The 13,463-nt window shown below is 65.7% G+C and carries 16 protein-coding genes; 4 read left to right on the top strand and 12 right to left on the bottom strand.

The features are described from left to right. Positions 1 to 124 precede the first annotated feature (124 nt). Together B5F79_RS02080 and B5F79_RS02075 are read right to left on the bottom strand one after the other, a co-directional pair. Complete coding sequence (locus B5F79_RS02080; protein ID WP_087217245.1) at positions 125 to 817, bottom strand: SdpI family protein; 693 nt, start codon at positions 815 to 817, stop codon at positions 125 to 127. 57 nt (positions 818 to 874) lie between these two features. Beyond that, positions 875 to 1,813 carry a CorA family divalent cation transporter gene (locus tag B5F79_RS02075; protein WP_087217244.1) on the bottom strand — a complete coding sequence of 313 codons (939 nt, stop codon included), beginning with the start codon at positions 1,811 to 1,813 and terminating at the stop codon, positions 875 to 877. Positions 1,814 to 1,913: 100 nt separating this feature from the next. Here B5F79_RS02075 and B5F79_RS02070 point away from each other — a divergent pair, with 100 nt between their 5' ends. Next, positions 1,914 to 2,186: a GNAT family N-acetyltransferase gene (locus B5F79_RS02070; protein WP_087217243.1), complete on the top strand. Its 273-nt coding sequence runs from the start codon at positions 1,914 to 1,916 to the stop codon at positions 2,184 to 2,186. 247 nt (positions 2,187 to 2,433) lie between these two features. Here the strand turns inward: B5F79_RS02070 and B5F79_RS02065 are convergent, their stop codons facing one another. The 4 genes from B5F79_RS02065 to B5F79_RS02050 all read right to left on the bottom strand — a co-directional run bounded on the left by B5F79_RS02065 (position 2,434) and on the right by B5F79_RS02050 (position 5,703). Beyond that, positions 2,434 to 3,249 (bottom strand): MBL fold metallo-hydrolase, encoded by an 816-nt coding sequence (locus B5F79_RS02065; protein WP_206390972.1) that lies wholly within the window; start codon positions 3,247 to 3,249, stop codon positions 2,434 to 2,436. Between the two features lie 46 nt (positions 3,250 to 3,295). Continuing rightward, on the bottom strand, positions 3,296 to 4,321 hold the full coding sequence (locus tag B5F79_RS02060) for an aldo/keto reductase (protein ID WP_087217242.1): 1,026 nt from the start codon (positions 4,319 to 4,321) through the stop codon (positions 3,296 to 3,298). 9 nt (positions 4,322 to 4,330) lie between these two features. Continuing rightward, on the bottom strand, positions 4,331 to 5,080 hold the full coding sequence (locus B5F79_RS02055) for a carboxymuconolactone decarboxylase family protein (RefSeq protein ID WP_087217241.1): 750 nt from the start codon (positions 5,078 to 5,080) through the stop codon (positions 4,331 to 4,333). Positions 5,081 to 5,334: 254 nt separating this feature from the next. Further along, a complete protein-coding gene (locus B5F79_RS02050; protein WP_087217240.1) occupies positions 5,335 to 5,703 on the bottom strand; it encodes a cyclophilin-like fold protein in 369 nt (122 codons plus the stop codon). A gap of 117 nt (positions 5,704 to 5,820) precedes the next feature. Here B5F79_RS02050 and B5F79_RS02045 point away from each other — a divergent pair, with 117 nt between their 5' ends. The 3 genes from B5F79_RS02045 to B5F79_RS02035 all read left to right on the top strand — a co-directional run bounded on the left by B5F79_RS02045 (position 5,821) and on the right by B5F79_RS02035 (position 8,228). Then, positions 5,821 to 6,828: a LysR family transcriptional regulator gene (locus B5F79_RS02045; RefSeq protein ID WP_158094817.1), complete on the top strand. Its 1,008-nt coding sequence runs from the start codon at positions 5,821 to 5,823 to the stop codon at positions 6,826 to 6,828. Positions 6,829 to 6,914: 86 nt separating this feature from the next. Then, complete coding sequence (locus B5F79_RS02040) at positions 6,915 to 7,550, top strand: flavodoxin family protein (protein ID WP_087217238.1); 636 nt, start codon at positions 6,915 to 6,917, stop codon at positions 7,548 to 7,550. Positions 7,551 to 7,679: 129 nt separating this feature from the next. Continuing rightward, entirely contained in the window at positions 7,680 to 8,228 is a 549-nt protein-coding gene (locus tag B5F79_RS02035; protein ID WP_087217237.1) for a flavodoxin domain-containing protein, read from the top strand. Between the two features lie 221 nt (positions 8,229 to 8,449). Here B5F79_RS02035 and B5F79_RS02030 read toward each other — a convergent pair whose 3' ends face one another. From B5F79_RS02030 to B5F79_RS02005, 6 genes are all read right to left on the bottom strand, one after another. Then, entirely contained in the window at positions 8,450 to 8,842 is a 393-nt protein-coding gene (locus tag B5F79_RS02030) for a hypothetical protein (RefSeq protein WP_143786215.1), read from the bottom strand. A 26-nt stretch (positions 8,843 to 8,868) separates the two neighbouring features. Further along, a complete protein-coding gene (locus B5F79_RS02025; protein ID WP_087217235.1) occupies positions 8,869 to 9,405 on the bottom strand; it encodes a flavodoxin family protein in 537 nt (178 codons plus the stop codon). A 9-nt stretch (positions 9,406 to 9,414) separates the two neighbouring features. Further along, on the bottom strand, positions 9,415 to 10,038 hold the full coding sequence (locus B5F79_RS02020; protein WP_206390969.1) for a flavodoxin: 624 nt from the start codon (positions 10,036 to 10,038) through the stop codon (positions 9,415 to 9,417). A 136-nt stretch (positions 10,039 to 10,174) separates the two neighbouring features. Further along, positions 10,175 to 11,473, bottom strand: a complete 1,299-nt coding sequence (locus B5F79_RS02015; protein WP_206390966.1) for a cyclophilin-like fold protein — start codon at positions 11,471 to 11,473, stop codon at positions 10,175 to 10,177. 162 nt (positions 11,474 to 11,635) lie between these two features. Continuing rightward, entirely contained in the window at positions 11,636 to 12,061 is a 426-nt protein-coding gene (locus B5F79_RS02010; RefSeq protein WP_206390965.1) for a flavin reductase family protein, read from the bottom strand. 178 nt (positions 12,062 to 12,239) lie between these two features. Beyond that, complete coding sequence (locus B5F79_RS02005; protein WP_087217232.1) at positions 12,240 to 13,421, bottom strand: iron-containing alcohol dehydrogenase; 1,182 nt, start codon at positions 13,419 to 13,421, stop codon at positions 12,240 to 12,242. Positions 13,422 to 13,463: the final 42 nt, after the last annotated feature.

Below are 13,463 nucleotides of genomic sequence, written 5' to 3'. Positions count from 1 at the left end.
AGAAGGGCCAGAGGCTGCGACGTTTTTCACTCATCGCGCTCAAACGACCAGATTCGTCCGCCGCGACGGCGGTGTTGTGGTCGTCCGAGCGCGACGAATGCGGCAGCGTCCCCAAGTGACAGTCCTAGTGGATGACACCCCTCCAAAACAGGAAGCTGTAGAGCGCGACGAGCGCCGTGCCGCCGAGAAGGGCCACGAGCAGCACGACCAGCGTGAGCTCGGGCGCCGTGGAGGAGAGAAGCGCAGACGCGAGCGCGGCCACGCCCATGACCACGAAGACCGGACCGGCGAAGCGGTGCGTGCGCCGCCAGTTCTCAGGATCCGCGAGCGTCCACGGCACGCGCACGCCAAAGGTGTAGTTGGGTTCGATGTGCGGCATCGCGACGCCAAGACCCACGAGCAGAAGCCCCAGAAAACCGAACGCGACGACGTTGACGATCGAGCTGCCCGCTGTCGGGAGGGCGCCGAGCGCCGTCAGCGGCGTGATCCACGCCATGACGACCATGAATACCGTGAAGGCCGCAGAGAATCCCTGATAGATGCCCTTGAAGCGGTTGAAGCTCTCGCCGCGCGGGTCGAAGTGCGGGACCGCGAAGAGCAGCGCCAGGATCAGGAACGGCATGACGACGCCCATGAAGATCGTGGAGCCCTTGCTGTCCCAGCCGTCAGCCGTGCCGTCGACGCCCCAGTGCGTGGGCACCGTCTCCGGCATCGCGGGCAGCGCCCAGAGGACGTAGGCCGCCGCGTTCGCCACGCACAGGGCGAGAAGCGCGATCCACAGGGCCTTGTCGCGCGTCGTGTAGTCCAAGCCAGCCATTTCAGCCTCCTCAGACGAGAACGTTGCGCGATGTTATACCCCTCCCGCAGACGCTTATCAATCCCGCCGTCTGCCGTCCTTACGACGCCGCTCACGCCGCTCACCAAAGCTCAGCCAGCCCTGGTGCCAGAAGAACGCCACCTCAACGGCCACGATTACGACGCACACCGCAACCACCGCGGCATAGCCCCACGGCACGTCAAAGAGCGCCATGTGCGGGAAGTTCATGCCGTACCACCCGGTAACAAAGGTGAGCGGCATCACGATCGTGGTCACCACCGTGAGCCACTGCATGACGTTGTTCTGCCGCACGTCGATGGACTCCTGGTAGAGGCTGTGAACCTGCAGGCTGTAGTCCTGCAGTGACTCCAGGCGCGTGGCGAGCCGGCTCAGGAGGCGTGCGAGCGAGCGGAGCCGCGCGCCGTCCGCAGGCGTCACAAGGCCGGAATCGTCCTCGGCGAGTTCGCCGGCAAGATCCGACATGCCCTGGTAAAACGTGTCGAGCCCGAGCATGCGACGCGAGTCCGCCATCATCTTGCGCCGGTCCGGACGCTCGCGCCCCTCGAGGACCTGCTGCTCCATCAGCTCGAAGTCCTCGCGCATGCGAGAGAGACGCGCCGGGTGATCGCGCAAGAGCTCGCGGAGGAGGGCGCAGAGGGCGCCTGCCGGTCCCTCGACGCGCGCCCGGTCCTCCACGGCGCGGCCGAGCGCGGTGGCGCAAGCGTCTCCGTCATCAATGAGCACCAGCTCGTTGGGAGTGAGGATGAAGCCAAAGCGGCGCCGTCCGCTCGGAGTGACCACGAGCCCCGCCGCACCGGTGGACGTGCGCTCCAGAAAGGGCATCGCGGCGTGCTCGAGCTGGTCGAGGACCTCGCGCTGCGTGTGAGAGAGCTGGCGCGACCGCGCCTCCTCAAGGCGCAGGAGGATGGTGACATGCTCGCCGTCCTTCTCGCCCGTCGCGAGGTGCCCGTTTGCGATGTGCCAAGCCCGTGCCATTGTGCGCCTCCGCCCGCTGCTGCCAACTGTCCTCGCTGGAGGTTCTACCCGTTGTCGTGTGAGACAATAGCCATGTCCGACCGCAATCAAAGGAGGCAGCATGGACTGGATCATGGAGCGCGACCGCGTGCAGGTGCTGGACGAGCAGTGGAACGTTCTGGCCGAGGTGACCTTCCCGCAGGTCGAGCCGGGCATCGTAGAGATCAACCACACCTTCGTGGACGAGAGCCTCCGCGGTCGGGGCGTTGCGGGAGAGCTCCTGGGCCGCGCCGTGGCAAGCATCGCCGCGAGCGGGTTCTACGCGCGCCCCACGTGCTCGTATGCGGTCAGCTGGTTCGAGAAGCACCCGGAGCACGCCGCGCTGCTGGCGTAGCGGGTACGTGGAGGGCGCGGCCGCACGCACTTCTCGGCATCACCCGAGAGCGCGCCCGCACTTCTCGCCCTGCGCAAGAAGTGCGGGCTGGAGCGCACTCGATGCCCGCACTTGAGAAGAGACGCCGAGAGTCTTCCCGCACTTGTTCGTCAAAACGGCCAAAACTGCCCGCACTCGATGCCCGCACTCATAAGTGCGGGCATCGCCTTGAACAATGCCGAGAAGTACGGGCACCCGCAAAGTTGCCCTACAGGACAACCGGCTCGCCGGGCAGCGGGGCGAGCACGCGCTCAGGATTGACCACCTGCGCGGAGAGCACCCGCGGGTCGCCGTTGAAGGTAGACCAGTCCGGAGCGTCGACCGTGCCCCAGTGGATGCACAGCAGCCGCGCGCTCGGGTAGGTGTTGGCAAGGCGCACCGCCCCGTCGAAGGTGATGTGCCACTCGTTGTCGGAGAAGTCCAAGAGGATGAGGCCGGGCTCGGGCATCTCCAGGTGCTCCGGCAGCAGCCTTGAGTCACCGGGCAGCCAGACCGAGCCGTCCGGCGTATCGAGCCAGTAGCCGCAGTAGTCCTCGCGCGCCCACGTGCGATAGGACCATTTTGCCGACTCGTTCTGCCAGGTGTGCCACGCGGGTGTGAGGCGCGCCGTCACCGCGCCCACCGAGAAGGACTCTCCGATGTCGTGGCCGACACCGGGCAGGCCCTCCTCGCGCGCAACCTGGGCCACGTAGCGTGGCGCGTGGTAGGCGGGGCACACGTCCGCGAGGTCATGACAGGTGGAACGACTGAAGTGATCGTTGTCGATGTGCGTGATCAGGACGGCGTCGAGCGCGGGCACGCTCGCGGGCGCCACCGGCGCGTCAAAGAGCACGGGCATGTCAAAGCCCTCGAGCACGGGGTCGATCATGACGCGCGTGCCCCGGGCGTTGAGCAGTATGCCCGCGCCGCCGAGCCACGTCACCGCCGTGTCCGCGCGGGGGACGAATGCCTCTGGGCCCAGGGGCACGACGCCGGCGGGCATAGCCTGGTTCTTCTCGTTGGTGATGACGCCCTTCAGGTCCATGGTGCGCCCCTTCTGTAAATTGGGGACTGTCCCCAATTTACATACCCTACTTTGCGTTGGGGTTCGTGGTGCCCGCGAGGGGCTTCTCGCCGGGACGGGCCGCCGGACCCACGAGCTCGTGCGCGACGTACGGCTCCTCGAGGTAGGCGACCTCCTCGGGCGCGAGCGCCACGTCGAGGGCCGCCACCGCATCATCCACGCGCTCGGGCTTGGAGCAGCCCACGATGGGCGCCTCCACGCCGCGCGCCCAGTGCCAGGCGAGCGCGATGCGCGACATGGGCACGCCGCGGCGCTCGCCCAGCTCTGCCACGCGCGCGACGATGGGCATGTCGCGCTCGCGGTCGGCGTCGTACTTGTTGCGCATCGTGGCGTCGGTCGTGGAGCGCTTGGACGCGGAGTCCCACGTGGGGCGGCACAGGTGCCCGGACGCCAGCGGGCTGTAGGGCGTCAGCGCCATGTCATACTGGCGGCAGACGGGAATCATCTCGCGCTCGTCCTCGCGGTAGAGCAGGTTGTAGTGGCACTGCATGCTCGTAAACGGAGTCCAGCCGTTCTGGACGGCCGCGACCTGCATGTTGTGAAGCTGGTAGGCGTACATCGCGCTCGCGCCGAGGGCGCGCACCTTGCCCGCGCGCACGAGGCCGTCGAGCGCCTCCATGGTCTCCTCGATGGGCGTGGCGTAGTCGAAGCGGTGGATGATGTAGAGGTCCAGGTAGTCCGTGCCCAGGCGCGCGAGCGTGCCGTCGATCTCGCGGTTGATCGCCTCGCGTGAGAGACCACCCTCGTTGAAGAAGACTTTGCTGGCGAGGACCACCTGGTCGCGCCGCACGCCCAGCTCGCGCAGGGCGGCGCCGATGAACTCCTCGCTCGTGCCGTGCGCGTAGCAGTTTGCCGTGTCGATGAAGTTCACGCCCAGCTCGAGGGCACGCTTGATGACGGAGCGCGTCTCGTCCGGGCCGATCGTCCACTGATGGAAGTCCGCCGAGGGCGCGCCGAAGCTCATTCCGCCCAGGCACAGGCGCGGGATCCGGATTCCGGAGTGTCCAAGTGTCGTGTAGGTCATGTCTGCCATAGAGCTCACCTACGCCGGGTACTGCTCGTCCGTGACGGGCTCGAGCCACTCGTTGCTGCAGTTCTCGCCCGGCGCCTCAAAGGCGATGTGGGAGAACCAGCTGTCGCGCGCGGCACCGTGCCAGTGCTTGACGCCAGCCGGAATCACCACGACGGTGCCCGGCGTGAGCTCCTGCGGGTCCTTGCCCCACTCTTGGTACCAGCCGCGACCGTCGGTGCAGATGAGAATCTGCCCGCCGCCCTTGTCGGCGTGGTGGACGTGCCAGTTGTTGCGGCAGCCCGGTTCGAAGGTGACGTTGGCAAGCCCCACCCCGCACTCCGCGGCGCTGGTCAGCGGGTTGAGGTACGAGTGGCCGATGAAGTACTGGGCGTAGCCGTCGTTGGGGTTGCCCAGGCCGAACATGGGCGAGAAGGACGTGCCCTCGCTAGCGTCCGCCTCGTCACCGTAGACCTTGAGCGCCACGCGGAATGCCGCCCACGCATTGGGCCAACCGGCATAGAACGCCTCGTGGGTGAGAATCTCCGCCATCTCCTCGCGCGTGACGCCGTTCGTGCGCGCCGCGAGCATGTGGTACTCGAACGAGCTGTCCACCATGCCCTTGGCCACCAGCGTCACCACGGTCACGATCGAGCGAATCTTAAGGCTGAGCTGATCCTCACGGCTCCATACCTCGCCAAAGAGGACATCATCGTTGAGCTGCGCGAACTTGGGCGCGAGCCCACCCAGCTGATCTCGTCCCGCCGTCTGCTTGACTGCCATGATGATCTCCTTTCACCGGACCTTGTCCGCTTGGTTACTTGCGAATGAGTGCCTGGTCACGAGTGACGCCAGCCCCGACCGTGTAATACAGGTTCACCGAAAATGCCATGTCTCCTCCCCACAGACAACGTCCGTAGGATGCGCTTCCTTCACGAATCCCAGGAATTAGTTCGCATTGGATAGCTGAAAACCATGTACCCAGCAACGTTTGCCCAGATGATTCTTTGACGAGCCGATTCGAATGCGAACTAATTTCACGACCCCTCATACAGAGCTTCGATCTTCGCCCTGCACGTCCGCTCCAAACCCCGCAGCGCGTCGAGCGGGCCCACCACGTGGCCCAGCGTGACCTGGCCGCCGTAGCGTGCGGAGTTCTTCTCGTCGTCGAAGAAGAGCGCGAGCCAGTCGCCCTCGGGCTTGTAGTTGAGGTCGCCGTCGGACCAGCCGGGGTGGATGTCGGCCTCGTCGTGCGGAAGCGAGAAGGGCAGCTGCCCGCAGCACCCCACGCTCGAGACGCTCATGGAGAGCTCCAGCGGCACGCGGCTGGCAAGCGCGCGGGCGGCGGCGGACCCGTTCAGCTCCACCGGCACCGTAACCTCGCCTATCCGCAGCTCAACCCTCACGTCCGCCTCCCATGTGACAAAGGGACTGTCCCTTTGTCACATTCTCCGTCGTGGGATGCTGAGCTACAATTACTTATATCGTATATCGTGATATTCCGTATTCTCATGGGAGCACGCATGGAACTCCGCACGCTTCGCTACTTCCTCGCCGTCTGCGAGCACGGCACCATGTCGCGCGCGGCCGAGGCGCTGCACGTGACGCAGCCCGCGCTCTCGCGCCAGATCGCAGCGCTGGAGCGCGAGCTCGGCACCCCGCTCCTCGAGCGCCACAGCCGCAGCGTCACGCCCACCGAGAAGGGCCTCTACCTGCGACGACGTGCGCAGGAGATCGTGAGCCTCGCGGACCAGGCCACGGCGGACCTCGCGCACGGCGAGGACATCGTGGAGGGCGACGTCTTCATCGGCGCCGGCGAGTCAGAGGGCCTGCGCGTGATCGCCCGCCACGTGCACGCCTTTCGCGAGAAGTACCCCGGCGTGCGCTTCCACCTGCACAGCGGCAACGCGCCGGACCTCATCGAGCGCCTGGAGCACGGCGTCGACGACTTCTCCGTGCTCATGAGCTACCCCGACGTGGACCGCTACGCGCACCTGCGCCTCTCCCCCACCGACGCCTGGGGCGTGCTCATGCGTGACGACGACCCGCTGGTCGCGCGCGAGGCCGCGAGCCCCGCCGACCTTCTCGACGTGCCGCTCATTGTGCCGGAGCGCCATGTCAGGGGCGACAAGCTCACCGGGCTTCTCGCCACGTGGTTTGGCGAGCGGGCAGCCGAAGCCAACGTCGCCGCGACGTACAACCTCGCCTACAACGGCGCGCTGCTCGTGGGCGAGGGCGTGGGCCGCATGCTCTCCTTTGACGGGCTCACGACGGCGGGCACGGGCACGGAGCTGGAGTTTCGCCTGCTCTTCCCACCGCTCGTCTCGGTCATCGACCTCGCCTGGAAGCGCGACGTCCCCCTCGGCGACGCCGCGCGGCGGTTCCTTGAGCTCGTTCGCGAGGGCGATGCTCCCTCTCTTGACACGCACCGGCGCAATCCGAGCGAAGCCGAGTATGCGGAGAAAATGGACGCTCGCTATCGCGCCATGAGGAACGGTAACGAAACTGAGCATGGCCTTATCGAGACCTAGTAGTATTTGCTTACGAGAACAATCGAATCTTGGTGGGCTAGCAGCATTTTGTTAACAACATTGCATCGTCGTAAGAGGAGAAACCCATGAAGGTCATGCTCGTTAACGGAAGCCCGCACAAGACGGGGAGCACCAACCGCGCGCTCGAGGAGGTGGCGCGCACGCTGGAGTCAGAGGGCGTCGAGGCGGAGATCTTCTGGATCGGCGCGCGGCCCGTGGGCGGCTGCGTAGCCTGCGGCGGATGCTCCAAGCTCGGCCGTTGCGCGTTCGACGACGTGGTGAACGAGTTCCGCCCCAAGGCCGCCGAGGCCGACGGCTTCATCTTTGGCGCGCCGGTCCACTACGCGCACGCCGCGGCGTCGCTTCTGGGCTTCATGGACCGCCTCTTCTACAGCAACGGCCGCGCGAGCGAGAAGAACGTACTCGCATACAAGCCGGCGGCTGCCGTGGCGAGCGCCCGGCGCGGCGGCACCACCTCGGCCTTCGACGACATCAACAAGTTCTTCACCATCGCTCAGATGCCGGTCGTGAGCTCCCGCTACTGGAACAACGTCCACGGCAACGTGGCGGCAGAGACCGAGCATGACGCCGAGGGCCTCTGGACCATGCGCCAGCTCGGCCGCAACATGGCCTGGATGCTCAAGTGCCTGGAGGCGGGTCGCGCGGCGGGCGTTGCGCTGCCCGCGCAGGAGGCCGGTCAGACAACGAACTTCATCCGTTAGGGACAGCCGCGACGACGGCCAGAGCCCTTCACGCCTGCATCTCGCAGGCGGCTTACCGGGAGCTGACGCCGACCCCGTACACTGGCGAGAAGAACGTGGATAATCCGTCCTCCGTCGAAAGGGGTTATCATGGCCGCGGTCGTCGCATACTGCTCGCAGACGGGCTCTGCCAAGAGATACGCCGACTGGCTCGCGGAGGAGCTCGGATGCCAGGCGGCCCCGCTCGAACGAATCGAGGTCGCCGCCGCAGACGCGGACCTCGTGGTCCTCTGCAGCTGGTTCCACGCGGCATCGCTCAAGGGGGCAAAACGGTTCAGGACCTATATCGCAGCGCACAGCGAGAAGCGCTATGCCGTGGTTGCCGTGGGCGCCACGCCCATGCCCTGCGAGCTCTGGCCCGCAAGCGAGCACGAGGAGGCGTTCCGACGCTCCTTCCCCACAGACGCCTACCCCGACCTGCCATGGTGCTACTGCCAGGGCGGCTTTCACTTCGAGCGGCTCGGCGCGGTTGACAAAGTCATGATGCGCATCTACTTCAAGATGCTCGAAGGCGAGGTGCGCAAGGGCGACCAGCGCTCGGCCACGGCCCTCGCCCAGATGCGCGAGGGCTACGACGGCTGCGAGCGCAGCTACCTCGATCCGCTGGTCACCGAACTCCGAGCACGCGGTTGGGCGTAGGGACGACCCACGAGTTTCTTCTCGACTACGCTGTGTGCATCTTGTCTACGAACTCCCTAAAGAACGGCATATCATAGCCAATCCGACCGCGCCCGCGCTCTCCAATGACGCCCTGTTCAATGAGGCGCGCACGATACTTGGACGCATAGTTGCTGCTCACACCCATGCGCTTCGCGACATTTGAAATGGAGCTCACGTCCCCGCTATCGGGCAGCCTCGCCTCAAGAAACTGAACATCCTGTTCGAAGAGCTCGCGATAAATGATGCTGGACGCAGCGGCGCAGGAAAGAAACGGACTCGTCCCGCAACAACGCTGACACCTGCTGGAGAAGGCCCGCCATGAGCAGTCCCGCTCGTTTGCCCTCACGGACGAAGAGTTGGTACGTAGAGGCGAAAGCGATCATCTCGTCGAGCGTGACGCGAATCTCGTCGATGGTTATCAGGAGGCCTATGTCGTACTTCTCCAGCGACTTGAACAGGCGATTCATGCGCGTGCGCCAGTTCTCGGTATCTTTCACTTGTTTTGCAAGTTTTCCCGTCTTTTCCCGAGTTTTCCCTTCTTTTCCCGTTTGGCGAAAGCCTTCCGGCGATGAAACATGCTCTGCCCACGACATGATGGAGCGCAGATGCTGATAAGGCTTTACAGCGAGCGGCCCAACTCGAAGGCGCGCTGCGGGGCGTCCGTGGCACGCGTCATGGACGGCGTGCCGCAGCCGTGGCCGAGCACGCGGCCGCAGTCACGCAGGTCGAGATAGCGGACCAGTGTGTCGTAGTGCGCCTCAAGGGCGTCGAAGGTCCAGCTGTCCGCGTTCCACGCCACGGCGAGAAGGACGGAGCGCAGCCGCCGCGCCGTGATGGCGGAGTTCTCGGAGCAGAAGCGGTCGATCACGGCTTTGAGCTGGGCCGTCATACCGTAGTAGTAGAGCGGGGTCGCCAGGACCAGCACGTCGGCGGCGAGGACCTTCTCGAGTATCGCCGCCATGTCGTCGCGCTGGACGCACGGGCGTACGCCGTAGCCGCAGGCCACGCAGCCCGTGCAGGGCCTCACGTCCGCCTGCGCCACGTCGACGCGCTCGACCGTGTGTCCCGCCTGGCGCGCGCCGCGAGCGAACTCCTCGCAGAGGATGGCGGTGGAGCCGTCGCGGTTGGGACTTCCCTGCAAGATGACGATGTTCATGTTCTTCTCCTACAGCCCCAGTCCCGCTGCCCAGTCCGCAGCCTCGTCACCTGCGCCGGCAGAGAAGCGCTCGCCCTCGAGCCAGTCACCAGAGCCGGCGAGCTCCGCAAGGCCATCGGCGCTGCCCCCGATGCCCGAGGAGCCTGACGTGCAGAACGGCACCACTGCCTTGCCGGCAAAGTCGTTGCCCGTCATGAACGTGCGCAGCGGCCACGCCGCCTCGCCCCACCAGATCGGGTAGCCGAGAAGGACCGTGTCGTAGTCGGCCCAGCCGTCGGGCATGACCTGGGCGAGTTCGGGGCTGGTCCCGTCCGCGCGCTCGACGCTCGTGCGGGAGGCGCCGTCGTTGTAGTTGAGGTCCGCCTCCGTGTAGGGCTGCGCCGCCTCGATGACGAAGACGTCCGCACCCAGACGCTCCGCGATCGCGGTAGCCACGCCCTCCGTGTTTCCGGTGGCGGAGAAGTACGCGACGAGCACGTTGCCCGCCGGTGCGGCGTCCGCCGCGGGAGCGTCCTCGGCCGGCTCCGTTGCCGGAGCCGCCGCGGGTGCCTCGCCCTTCTCGTCAGAGCAACCGGCCAGAAGCGAGGTCGCGCCCGCAACGCCAACTGCCAGGAAGTTTCTTCTCGACAGCATGTTCTTCTCCGTTCTCTCGTCCTGTTTGAAAACGCACATTTTGTTAGCTGCTATTCGTATAACCGCAGGATTCCGTCTGAGTCCGATCGTCAAAAGTACGTTTTCCGGTGCACCCCGGAAAAACACGCACGCGGCGCTATGCGCGCGTCACTTCGATGGTCCCCGCCATGCCCGCCACGTTCTCCGCGCCTGCCACCGCGCGCCCCAGCTCGTAGAGGCCGCCGTTACCGGAGAAGCCGTCGTAGAACATCACGACGTCTCCCCACGGCTCGTAGTAGGCGAGCACGCCGGCGCCTCCCTCGGCGAGCGGGGCGTCCGAGCAGTCGAGCGCCTCGGGCGGGTAGAAGGTCTGCTCGTTGCTGCCGAAGGGCTCCACATCAAGCGTCAGTGGCAGCTGCCCCACGAGCCCGCGCGCGGCGGCGCTGTCATTGAGCTCGTAGGTCACCGTCCGCCCGTTGCAGGTCACGTTGATGGTCATGGGCTCCTCCTCTGTCGTTCCGGCGTCCAGGTCAACCAGCTCGTAGGTCTGGCTGCCCAGGCCGATCGCCTCCGCGTGGTCGAGCGTGTGGGCGCCGTTTCTGCTCTCGATGCGCTCAACGAGCGCCGCGCCGTCCGGAGCCGAGTAGACGAGGTCCACGCACGCCCGGTCGAGCGCCACTGGGTCGAGCGAGGCCAGGATGCCGATGTCGGCCATCTCGGGCTCGGCGGGATGCGAGTCGCAATCGCAGTCCACCGACAGGCGGTTCATCACGTTGACGTACGCCATGGCGCCGCCCACGCCGCCGAAGTGGTCCGAGACCGCCTTGGCAGCCTCGGCCATGGACTCGAGAAAGTCATCCTGCGCGGGACTGCCCCAGCTCGTGGTGGAGGTGCCCGCGCTGTGGATGAGCATCTTGCCCTCTCGGCTGGCGATGCCGATCGAGCAGTTCTTGATGGCGCCGCCGAAGCCGCCCATCGCGTGTCCCTTGAAGTGCGCGAGCGAGACCACGGAGTCGTAGCTCGCCAGGTGGGCGCCCACGAGGTCCTCGGTGAGGTGCGTGCCGCCCTCGACGGGCAGGCTCATCGAGCCGTCGGCGTCCATAATGTCCACGTTAGCGATGGCAGTAAAGCCGTGATCGGCGGCGGCCCGGAGGTGACTCTCCGTGGTTCCGCGCGCCCCTCCGTAGGCGGTGTTGCACTCCACGATAGTGGCGCCGAGGCTGCGCACGAAATCGCCGATGAGGTCGGGAGAGAGGAAGTTGTGCCCGCCCGGCTCGCCGGTCGAGAGCTTCACGGCCACGTTTCCGGCGGGCGAGAAGCCCAGGGCGTCGAAGGCGCGGGCGAGGCCCTCCGGCGAGATTTCACGCGTGAAGTAGACGGGCGCAGTCGAGATCGCCGGGACGGCAGGGGACTCAGGCTCCTGCAACGTGGGCTCCGGCACAGCTGTCTCTGGCATGTTCTCCGTGGTGTCACAACCCGCGAGTACCGCCGTCGCCGCGGTCGCAGCCAGCGCATTCACGAACGTCCTTCTCGTCAGCATGTTCTTCTCCGTCCTTCCCAAGCGAGAGAACCGCGAGCTTGCGGTTCTTCTCGCCAGCTTGGGCTAGTCCGTGACGGCCTATGCCTTGCTCGCCTTGGCGAAGCTCAGGCAGTCAGCGATCTTCTCGCCCGTGGCCAGATAGGTGTAGGTGGGCATCTCAAAGAGCACAGGCTTGAGCGCCGCGACGTCGACCTTGCCGGCCTCGGTCACGATCGCGTCGTCCGCATAGGCGCCGGCCACCGAGCAGATGAAGTTCTCGAAGTGGTCGACCTCGTAGACGTCCTCAACGCGGCACTCCAAGGAGAGCTTGGCGTCGTCGACGAGCGGGGAGCCGGCCTCGCCCGCGGTCCAAGCGAAGACGTCGGCCTTGCTCTCGCGCGCGCCGCTCACGCTGCCGCAGAAGTCCGCGCGGTCGAGCCAGGACTCGTCGACCACGTTCACGGAGAGCACGCCGGTCTGCTTGATGCAGCCGTTGATGAAGTGCGCAGCCGCCAGGCTCACCATGATCTTGCTGTGGCTAGGAATGCCCGTGTGGGCGATGGCGTCCAGGTAGGCTCGTCACCGTTCATGGCGCCCACCACGATCACGGGCATGGGATAGAGTGCGGGCTTGGACCCGATGTTCCTTTTCATGCGTTCTCCTCCATATCAAACGTTTGTGTGAATTGGGGACTGTCCCCAATTCACAGGCTGGCGCGAAGGACGGAGATGATCTCGTCGCGCGTGAGCACGTGATAACCGCCCTGCATGACGAGGGTGGAGTCGGCAAGATCCTCGAGCATGTCCTCGGTGGCGCCGAGCTCGGAGATGCTCATGACGCAGCCGATCTCGCGCATCCAGGCCTCCATCGCGTCGAGGCCGGCAGACGCGAGCTCCTCGGTCGTGCGGCCCTCGGGCGAGATGCCCCACACGTTGGTCGCAAACCGCGCGAACTTCTCCACGCCGTACGGCATGACCAGGCGGTAGTACGGCAATGCCACTGCGGCGAGGGTCATGCCGTGCGTGGCGTCGGTGTGGGCGCCCACGGCCTGGCCGAGCATGTGGACCTCCCAATCCGTGGACTTGCCGCAGGCAACGAGCGTGTTGAGCGCCCACGTGGCGCACCACATGATGTTGGAACGAGCCTCATAGTCCTCCGGGTTGGCCACGGCGGCGCGGCTAGCGGTGACCAGGGAGCGCATGAGGCCCTCGGACAGATAATCGCTCGTGTTGTCATCCTCACCTGAGAAGTACTGCTCGGTGATGTGGTTCATGATGTCGAAGATGCCGGCTACCATCTGATACTTGGGCAGCGTAAAGGTGAACTCGGGGTTCAGCACGGCAAACTTGGGGAACACGCGCGCATCCGCGAAGACGTGACCGACCTTCATCTTTGTCTCGTGGTTGGTGATGACCGAGCCACAGTTCATCTCGGAGCCGGTGCCCACCATCGTGAGGACCGAGCCCACGGGGATGACGTCGAGGTCGGCCGCCGGCTCATCAAAGTCCACCCAGTACTTCTGCCAGGGGTCCACATCTGCCGGCAGGTTGGCAGAGACGGCCACGGCCTTGGCGTAGTCGATGCAGGAGCCGCCGCCCACCGCCAGGATGAGGTCCACGCGGTTCTCGCGCGCGATACACACGCCCTCGCGGAGCTTCTCGACCGTGGGGTTGGGCATGACGCCCGCATCCTCGACGACGGTCTTGCCCGCCATCTCGAGCGCAGCGACCACCTGTTCGTAGATGCCGTTCCTCTTGATGGAGCCGCCACCGTAGACGAGCTGGACGTTCTTACCGTAGTCAGCAAGCTCACCAACCAGGGTGCCCATGGCGTCCTTACCAAAGATGAGCTTGGTGGGGTTGTGATAGCTGAAATTGCCGAGCATGGGCAATCCTTTCGACGAGAGGTTCTTCTCTACAAATAAGTT

This window comes from Olsenella sp. An285 (assembly GCF_002159625.1).
GTDB lineage: Bacteria > Actinomycetota > Coriobacteriia > Coriobacteriales > Atopobiaceae > Thermophilibacter > Thermophilibacter avicola.
This window is presented reverse-complemented; position numbering and strand designations above follow the sequence as displayed.

Excerpts from the sequence above, each read along its gene's own strand:
- B5F79_RS02060 (WP_087217242.1), bottom strand. The coding sequence starts at position 4,321 with ATGGCAGACATGACCTACACGACACTTGGACACTCCGGAATCCGGATC.
- B5F79_RS02080 (WP_087217245.1), bottom strand. The coding sequence starts at position 817 with ATGGCTGGCTTGGACTACACGACGCGCGACAAGGCCCTGTGGATCGCG.
- B5F79_RS02055 (WP_087217241.1), bottom strand. The coding sequence starts at position 5,080 with ATGGCAGTCAAGCAGACGGCGGGACGAGATCAGCTGGGTGGGCTCGCG.
- B5F79_RS02030 (WP_143786215.1), bottom strand. The coding sequence starts at position 8,842 with ATGTCGTGGGCAGAGCATGTTTCATCGCCGGAAGGCTTTCGCCAAACG.
- B5F79_RS02015 (WP_206390966.1), bottom strand. The coding sequence starts at position 11,473 with ATGCCAGAGACAGCTGTGCCGGAGCCCACGTTGCAGGAGCCTGAGTCC.
- B5F79_RS02020 (WP_206390969.1), bottom strand. The coding sequence starts at position 10,038 with ATGCTGTCGAGAAGAAACTTCCTGGCAGTTGGCGTTGCGGGCGCGACC.
- B5F79_RS02035 (WP_087217237.1), top strand. The coding sequence starts at position 7,680 with ATGGCCGCGGTCGTCGCATACTGCTCGCAGACGGGCTCTGCCAAGAGA.
- B5F79_RS02025 (WP_087217235.1), bottom strand. The coding sequence starts at position 9,405 with ATGAACATCGTCATCTTGCAGGGAAGTCCCAACCGCGACGGCTCCACC.
- B5F79_RS02040 (WP_087217238.1), top strand. The coding sequence starts at position 6,915 with ATGAAGGTCATGCTCGTTAACGGAAGCCCGCACAAGACGGGGAGCACC.
- B5F79_RS02045 (WP_158094817.1), top strand. The coding sequence starts at position 5,821 with ATGGAACTCCGCACGCTTCGCTACTTCCTCGCCGTCTGCGAGCACGGC.
- B5F79_RS02065 (WP_206390972.1), bottom strand. The coding sequence starts at position 3,249 with ATGGACCTGAAGGGCGTCATCACCAACGAGAAGAACCAGGCTATGCCC.
- B5F79_RS02005 (WP_087217232.1), bottom strand. The coding sequence starts at position 13,421 with ATGCTCGGCAATTTCAGCTATCACAACCCCACCAAGCTCATCTTTGGT.
- B5F79_RS02075 (WP_087217244.1), bottom strand. The coding sequence starts at position 1,813 with ATGGCACGGGCTTGGCACATCGCAAACGGGCACCTCGCGACGGGCGAG.
- B5F79_RS02070 (WP_087217243.1), top strand. The coding sequence starts at position 1,914 with ATGGACTGGATCATGGAGCGCGACCGCGTGCAGGTGCTGGACGAGCAG.
- B5F79_RS02010 (WP_206390965.1), bottom strand. The coding sequence starts at position 12,061 with ATGGTGAGCCTGGCGGCTGCGCACTTCATCAACGGCTGCATCAAGCAG.